The sequence below is a fragment of the Patulibacter sp. NPDC049589 genome (genome assembly GCF_040675535.1).
Lineage (GTDB): Bacteria > Actinomycetota > Thermoleophilia > Solirubrobacterales > Solirubrobacteraceae > Patulibacter.
In genome coordinates, this window is sequence record NZ_JBFAPC010000224.1 from 1 (window position 1) to 7079 (window position 7079).

General features: G+C 76.4%; 7 protein-coding genes. 3 read left to right on the top strand and 4 right to left on the bottom strand.

Features of this window, described 5'->3' with window-relative positions:
* Positions 1-202: 202 nt before the first annotated feature.
* Positions 203-694 carry a methylated-DNA--[protein]-cysteine S-methyltransferase gene (locus tag AB0L40_RS25370; RefSeq protein WP_364361190.1) on the top strand — a complete coding sequence of 164 codons (492 nt, stop codon included), beginning with the start codon at positions 203-205 and terminating at the stop codon, positions 692-694.
* A gap of 109 nt (positions 695-803) precedes the next feature.
* On the opposite strand, the gene AB0L40_RS25375 is transcribed toward AB0L40_RS25370, so the two are convergent.
* Both AB0L40_RS25375 and AB0L40_RS25380 read right to left on the bottom strand, forming a co-directional pair.
* Complete coding sequence (locus AB0L40_RS25375) at positions 804-2693, bottom strand: hypothetical protein (RefSeq protein WP_364361192.1); 1890 nt, start codon at positions 2691-2693, stop codon at positions 804-806.
* Between the two features lie 51 nt (positions 2694-2744).
* Positions 2745-3899: a helix-turn-helix transcriptional regulator gene (locus AB0L40_RS25380; protein ID WP_364361194.1), complete on the bottom strand. Its 1155-nt coding sequence runs from the start codon at positions 3897-3899 to the stop codon at positions 2745-2747.
* 142 nt (positions 3900-4041) lie between these two features.
* Here AB0L40_RS25380 and AB0L40_RS25385 point away from each other — a divergent pair, with 142 nt between their 5' ends.
* Positions 4042-4617, top strand: coding sequence for a hypothetical protein (locus AB0L40_RS25385; protein ID WP_364361196.1), 576 nt, complete (start codon positions 4042-4044; stop codon positions 4615-4617).
* Positions 4618-4668: 51 nt separating this feature from the next.
* Here AB0L40_RS25385 and AB0L40_RS25390 read toward each other — a convergent pair whose 3' ends face one another.
* Positions 4669-4857, bottom strand: coding sequence for a hypothetical protein (locus AB0L40_RS25390; protein WP_364361198.1), 189 nt, complete (start codon positions 4855-4857; stop codon positions 4669-4671).
* A 261-nt stretch (positions 4858-5118) separates the two neighbouring features.
* Between AB0L40_RS25390 and AB0L40_RS25395 the strand changes: the two genes are divergently transcribed.
* Entirely contained in the window at positions 5119-5301 is a 183-nt protein-coding gene (locus AB0L40_RS25395; protein WP_364361200.1) for a hypothetical protein, read from the top strand.
* 116 nt (positions 5302-5417) lie between these two features.
* Here AB0L40_RS25395 and AB0L40_RS25400 read toward each other — a convergent pair whose 3' ends face one another.
* Entirely contained in the window at positions 5418-6863 is a 1446-nt protein-coding gene (locus tag AB0L40_RS25400; protein WP_364361202.1) for an aminobutyraldehyde dehydrogenase, read from the bottom strand.
* Positions 6864-7079: the final 216 nt, after the last annotated feature.

The following is a 7079-nucleotide window of genomic DNA, read 5'->3' on the forward strand; positions in this document are numbered from 1 at the left end:
GGGCGACGTCCGCCCCGCGGGCGCCGCGGCTGGCGACCGGGGCGGGCGCGGCCGACTGATCCGGCGCTCCGGGCCGGCGTTCGGGTCGGGCCGGCCGTCGGGGTGGATCGGGCGCCGGCGCGCACGCGTCCGGTGCTTCCTGCCGGGGCGCCCCGGCACCCCGTGCGATGGGACCGTCGGCTCGTCCCGCGATACTCGATCGATGACCGGGGAGCGGTGGACGACGACGGACTCACCGATCGGCACCATCACCGTCGTCGGCGGGCCGGAGGGCGTGTCGGGCCTCTACATGGAGGACCACCGCCACCGACCGTCGCTGGCGGACGACGCCGTGCGGGACGACGCGCTGTTCGCGCCGCTCCTGTCCGAGCTCGCCGAGTACTTCGCCGGGGAGCGGACGACGTTCGAGGCGCCGGTCGCGTTCGACCGCGGGACGCCGTTCCAGCGCCGCGTCTGGGCCGCGCTGCTCGAGGTCCCGTACGGGGAGACGACGAGCTACGGCGCCCTCGCCGCGCGGCTCGGGCAGCCCGGCGGCTCGCGTGCCGTCGGGCTCGCGAACGGGAAGAACCCGGTCTCGATCGTCGTCCCCTGCCACCGCGTGGTCGGTTCGGACGGCGCGCTCACCGGGTACGGCGGCGGCACCGAGCGCAAGCGCTTCCTGCTCGACCTGGAGCGCGGTGGCCGGCTGTTCTGAGCACGCCGGGCCGATCCCGTGGCGAGGTGCGCGCACCAGGTGGGCGCGTCGCGCCCGCCGGTCCGGCGACGCGATGCGGCCGGGCGGGCGCGACGTTCCGGCCGCCGGTCTACCGCAGCGCCGCCGCGGCCGCGACCTCCGGCCGGACCGCCCAGAGCCGGAAGTACAGCGCGAAGGTCCGCAGCTCCGCGGCGAGCTGCGGGTCGGCGAACGCCTTCGCCGGCGTGCTCAGCAGTGCCGAGGTCGGCACCGCGGTGCGCTTGGCGGCGGCGACGACGGCCGCCCGCTCGGCGGGCCCATAGCCGAGCCGCCGCAGCCGGGTGGACTGGGCCTTCGTCAGGCCGTGGCGGGCGACGGCGCGACGCGTGCGGCCGATGGCGGCGGGCGACGATCCGCGGCGCGCGGCCGCGGCGTGGGCGGCCAGGGCCTTCAGGGTGCCGGCGAGCGCGACCAGCGCGGTGTCCTGCGCCGCGAGCCGTTTCGAGAGCGACACGGCGAGGCGCATCTGCTTCCCCTGCCACGCCGGGCGCTTCGCGCGCTTCGCCCCGCCGGCGCGGTCGATCGTGACCTTCAGGGCGTCGGCGAGGCCGCGCGAGGCCGCGAGTCCGGCGGTCCAGCGGTTCTGGGCCTTCGCGGCGGCGCGCACGGCGGACGACCCCGACACGCGGACCCGCGGCGTCCTCGGCGGCGCGGCCGTCGCGAGCCGCTGCCAGTCCGGCCGCGGCGGGTCGTGCATCGCGGTGGCCTGGGCGGTGCTCTGCGACGTCGCCCACGGGTGGATCTGGGCGGCGGACTCGAACCAGCCGGCGGCGGTCTCGACGTAGGTCCGGAACGTGTGGGCGAACCGCGACCCGGCGGTCAGCGCCTCCAGGGCGGCCGCCACGTTCTGCGTCACCCACTTGCCCCCGAGGGCCACCGATGCGCTGGCCAGCAGGGAGCACGACAGGACGTTCTGGGCCTTGGCGCCGTACGCGCCGTCCTGGCCGCGGTAGTCGCCGAGCGGGATCGACAGGTTCGACGAGACCAGGGAGTAGTCCTGGCACTGCGGCAGGGTGTCGGGGGTGACGGCGCCCGGGGCGGCGACGGGCACCGGCACGATCGTCGACGGCGGCGGGGGTACGACGACTGGCGCGGTCCCGCCGCCGCCGACGGCGCTCGCGTGGTCCGCCGACGACGGTCGGTGGTCGGCGCCGCCGCCGTAGGCGACCGTCACGGGGACGTCGGTGCCGGTCGGGAAGCCCGCGGCCCCCGGCTGGACGACGACCTGGCACGTGCCGGGACTGCCGGCCGTGGCGGTCGGCTGGGCCAGGGTGCAGGTCGGCCCGTTCGGGAACGTCCCGCCCCCGGCGGGCAGCGAGAACGTCACGCCGCCCGACGGCGTCTCCTGCGGCGAACCGGCGTCGGTCACCGTCGCCACGCACGTCGCCGGAGCGGTCGCCGACGCCCCGAGGAAGCACTGCGCGGTCGTCGTCGTCGGGTGCCGGAAGTCCGGGCCGGGCGGCAGCGGGTCGTCGCAGAGGTCCAGCGCGGCCTGGCCCACGGGCGTCGTCGACGCGGTGGGCGGGTTCGCCTCCGCCGGGAGGGACATCACGAACGTGCCCTGCTGCAGCGCGTGGCTCGGCGCACCGACGGTGCAGAGCGCCGTGTAGCCCGTGATGACGTTCCCCCCGTCGGTGAGCGTCCCCTGGTAGACGGCGTAGGTCGGGCTGCCGGCCTGGCGGATCCTCTGGACGGCGTAGCGGACGCTCCCGCCGGTGAGCTGTCCGCGTAGCGGGTCGGTCGCCGTGGTCTGGCCGGAGAACGCGCCCGCGGTGTCCTGCAGCGTGATGTCGTCGTAGACGCCGGTGATGCCGCCCAGGGACGTGCCGGTCGTCGAGAAGTCGCGCTCGTAGTGGAACCACGAGCCGGTGACGTCGGTCGCGGCCGACGCCGTGGACGCGAGGACGCCGGCCGACGCGACGCAGAGCAGGACGAGGAGGACGCGCAGGGGCCGTGGCACGGACGGAAGTAGGCCACCGCGCGGCCCGCGCGGCAACCGGCACGCCCCGGCCTACGCGGATCTGCGCAGCCGTTCGTCCTCGGTCAGTCCGGCGGCCGTCCAGGCGGCGGCGATCGCCTCGGTCCGGGAGCGGACGCCGAGCTTGGCGTGGACGCTCTGCGCGTGCTTGTCGACGGTGCGCGGCGCGACGCCGAGGGCGGCGGCGACCGACGCGGTCGAGCCGCCGCGGATGAAGGCGTCGAGGACCGCCGTCTCGCGCGCGGTCAGCCCGAGGCTGCGCAGGACGTCGAGCGGGACGCCGCGGGCCAGGCGCTCGATCACGAGCAGGTCGAGGTCGGTGCGGCTGGAGCGCTTCAGGCGCCGCGCGACGAGTCGGCCGTCGCGGCCCGGCTCGGCCGCGAAGGGCGCGGGGACGGTGGTGTCGGAGGGGGCGAGCCACCAGGCGCGGAGGCTGGCCGGGAGCGGGTCGCCGGGGCGGACGGTCGCTCCGTCGCCGGCGTGCCCGCGGAGTCCGGGGACCGCTGGCGACCCCGGACCCCGGGCCTCCCGGTCGAGCTCGCCCAGCAACCGCGCCGCCGGGCCGCTCACGGCGGCCACCCGTCCGGCGTCGTCGACGACCGCGACGGCCTCGCCGTCGTCGTCGAAGCCCTGCAGCAGCGCGTCGATGGTGCCGGCCATCCGCTCCCGCAGCGCGGCGTTGCGGTAGGCCTGCGCCAGGTGCGGGCGGGCGAGGTCGAGCATCCGGACGTCGCGCGCGGTGAAGTCGTCCGGCCCGCCCCGCATCAGTGCGACGGCGACGCTCAGGGTCGGGCCCGACGGCAGCGCGAAGGCGACCTGGTGGGCGATCCCGAGGGGCTCGTAGAGGTCGCGGTAGAGGCCGAGCGCGGCCAGCTCCTCGTGCGTGACGACGTCGGAGAAGCGGTACGGCCGGGCGTCGTGGGTGCGCAGCAGGCGCCGGAGCAGCGGGTGCTCGTGGGCGTGGGCCGCCCACGCGCCGTGCAGGGCGGCCGGCAGCACCGGGTCGGAGATCGCGGCGAGGACGTCGCCGTCGCCGGCCACCTCGTTGTAGGAGACGATCTCGGCCGGCACCATGCGGCGCACGCCGGGGATGACGGCGGCCCGGAACTCGTCGAGGTCGTCGGCGCCGTTGGCCTCCCCGACGAGGTCCAGGAGGGCCCGGACGTCGCGGTCGCGGAGCTCGTGCACCGGCGGATCCTCCCGCGCGGGAGCGGGTCGCGCAACGGCCGGCGGACGCGTGTGCCGGCCGTCGCGGCGCGGGAGCCGCCGTCTGGCGTGCACGGACTCGTGCGTACCGTGTCCCGTCGCGCCCCGTGGGTACGGTCTGACGGTGAGCTTCGACGACGATCCGCCCACGCGTCGCCTGCCCGTCCCGCCCCGCGAGCCCGGCCACCCGCGCGAGCCACTGCCGCCCCGCGAGCGCGAGCCCGTGCCGCCGGCCCCCGGCGGCGGGGCCACGGACGTCCAGCTCTACGCGCTGGAGCAGCAGCTGCGGTCGCTGCGCAGCTGGCTCGTCGCGCTGGCCGCGATCGCGGTCATCGCCCTGGCCGTGGCGGCCGTGGCGCTGGTCTCCGGCGGGGGCGACGACTCGTCCTCCGACGGCACGCAGACGCCGGCGTCCCTGCGCAAGAGCGTGGCCCGGCTGGAGAGCCGCCTCGACGACCGGGCGACCAAGGGCGACCTGTCCGACGTCAAGGACCAGGTCACGAAGCTGCAGTCGTCCGTCGCGGCGGCGGTGTCGGCGGCGAAGACGACGACCACGACGACGACCGACGACGGGGCCGACGCGGCGAGCCTCAGCGCCGTGCAGTCCGACGTCGGCGAGCTCCAGGACCGGGTGAGCGCGCTCGAGCAGGCCGGGGCCGCGACCGGGGACACGACCCCGGCGGACCCGAGCGCGCCCTGAGCGGCTGCACGGTCGCGGCGGCGCCGGACCGGACGCGGCCGGCCCGCTGCGTCAGCCGTGTCGGCGCCGTACCCGCCGCAGGCCGGTGCGGTACACGGGCACGGTGACGGGCAGCGCGACGACGAGGACGATCAGGAGCTCCCCCGGCCCGAGGGCCCCGAGGGCCCCGACGACCATCGCGAGGACGAACACCGTCACCACGTACGCCGCGAACGCCCAGAGGCGCTGGAGCCGCGTCATCGGCCTGCGCCGCCCGTGCGCGTCGTGGCGCGGTCGGCGGTGCGCGGTACCCGGTCGACGGTCGCTGTGACCGGATCGGACGTACCACCGCGTGCATCGTCGGCGAGAGGGGACATCTGGGCTCCTGGGGGACGGGGACCGGACCCGCTGCGCGTACGGCGCAGGGGTCGTGGCGAAGGCTACCGCGACCGGGTGGCCTCCCGGCGTGCAGGACGACACCCGCCGCTCGCCTCCGGGCCCGACCTGCGCGACGCTCGACGGATGGCCCCGACGACCGACAGCGTCCACGACATGACCGCGATCACCGTGGAGTGCCGCTGCGACGACTGCAGCGCGACCTACGCCGCGTCGGGCATGGACACCGGCGCCGACGGCCTGTGGCTCGGCATCTTCGCCTGCATCTGCGAGCGGTGCGGGAGCACCGCGGTGCGGGTCGAGGGCTGACCCGACGTCCCGGCCGCGGGCGTCCCGCTGCGCCCGCGCACCACCGCCTCGCGCCGGACGGGGTCCGGGCCCGGCGACGAGCGGCGGCCCGACGCCGGACCGCCCGACCCGCCGCCTCAGTCGAGCCGGACCATCACGTGCTTCACGCGGGTGTACTCCTCGAGCGAGTAGACGGAGAGGTCCTTGCCGTAGCCGGACTCGCCGAAGCCGCCGTGGGGCATCTCGGAGAGGTACGGCATGTGGTCGTTGACCCACACGCAGCCGAAGTTGAGCTCGCGGGAGAAGCGCATCGCGGCGCCGACGTCGCGGGTCCAGACCGACGACGCCAAGCCGTAGACGGTGTCGTTGGCCCACTCGAGCGCCTGCTCGGCGTCGGCGGCCCGCTGGATCGAGACGACCGGGCCGAAGACCTCGCGCTGGACGATCTCGCTGTCCTGGGCCGGTCCGGCGATCAAGGTCGGCGCGACGAAGAAGCCGCGCTCGCCGACGCCGCTGCCGCCGGTCAGGACCTCCGCCCCGCCGTCGGCGGCGCGGTCGACGAAGCCCAGGACCTTGTCGCGCTGGCCGGCCGAGATGACGGGGCCGAGCTCGATGTCGTCCGAGGACAGCGGCTCGCCCACGACGAGCGACTCGAACGCCGGCACGAGTGCCTCGACCAGGCGGTCGTACACGCCCGGCGTGGCGATCACGCGGCAGCCGGCGGTGCAGTCCTGGCCGGCGTTGTAGAGCCCGCCCACCCGGATGCCTTCGACGACCTTGTCGACGTCGGCGTCGTCGAGGACCACGACCGGGGCCTTGCCGCCCAGCTCGAGGTGGGCGATCGCGAGGCGCTCGGACGCCGCGGCGGCGATCCGCTTGCCGGTCGCGACCGACCCGGTCAGCGAGACCAGGCGGATCCGCCGGTCGTCGACGATCCCGGACCCGACGGGCGTGCCGTGGCCGGTGATGACGTTCAGGACGCCGGGCGGCAGGATGTCGTTCGCGATCTCGGCCAGCCGGACGGTGGTCAGCGGCGTCAGCTCCGACGGCTTCAGGACGATCGTGTTGCCGCCCGCCAGCGCGGGGCCGATCTTCCACATCGCCATCGCCAGCGGGTAGTTCCACGGCGTGATCTGGCCGACGACGCCGAGCGGCTCGCGGCGGATGATCGACGTGTGGTCCTCCGAGTACTCGCCGGCGGCCTGGCCGTTCAGCGCGCGGGCCGCGCCGGCGAAGAAGCGCAGGTGGTCCGAGCAGCTCTGGACCTCCTCCAGCGCGGCGCCGCGCGGCTTGCCGGCGTCGCGGGACTCGAGGTCGGCGAGCTCCTGCTCGTGGGCGTCCAGCGCGTCGGCGAGCGCGACGATCGCGGTGGCGCGGTCCTTCGGGGTCGTCCGGCCCCAGGCCCGCGCGGCCCCGGCGGCGGCGTCGACCGCGCGCGCCACGTCGGCCGGCCCTCCGAGCGGCGAGCGGGCGACGACCTCCTCCGTCGCCGGGTCGAGGACGTCTTCGAACTCCCCGGTGGTCGCGTCGACGATCTCGCCTCCGACGACGTTCTTCAGGGTCGTGACCTCGGTGGTGCTCATGCGGGCCTTCGGGGTGGTGGCGGGCGGTCGGGGGATGGTGACGGCCGGGGCCATCGACGTCGCGCGGCCGGGCCGACCGGGCGACGAGGGCGGGGCGCGGCCGGCCGCGCCCCGCGCCGGCACGGCGCCGACGGCCACACCCGCGTGACGGGCTGGTATTCCTACACCGCGGACATCGAGATGTGCAAGGGCTGGGCGGCGGGCGTGAGGAGATAG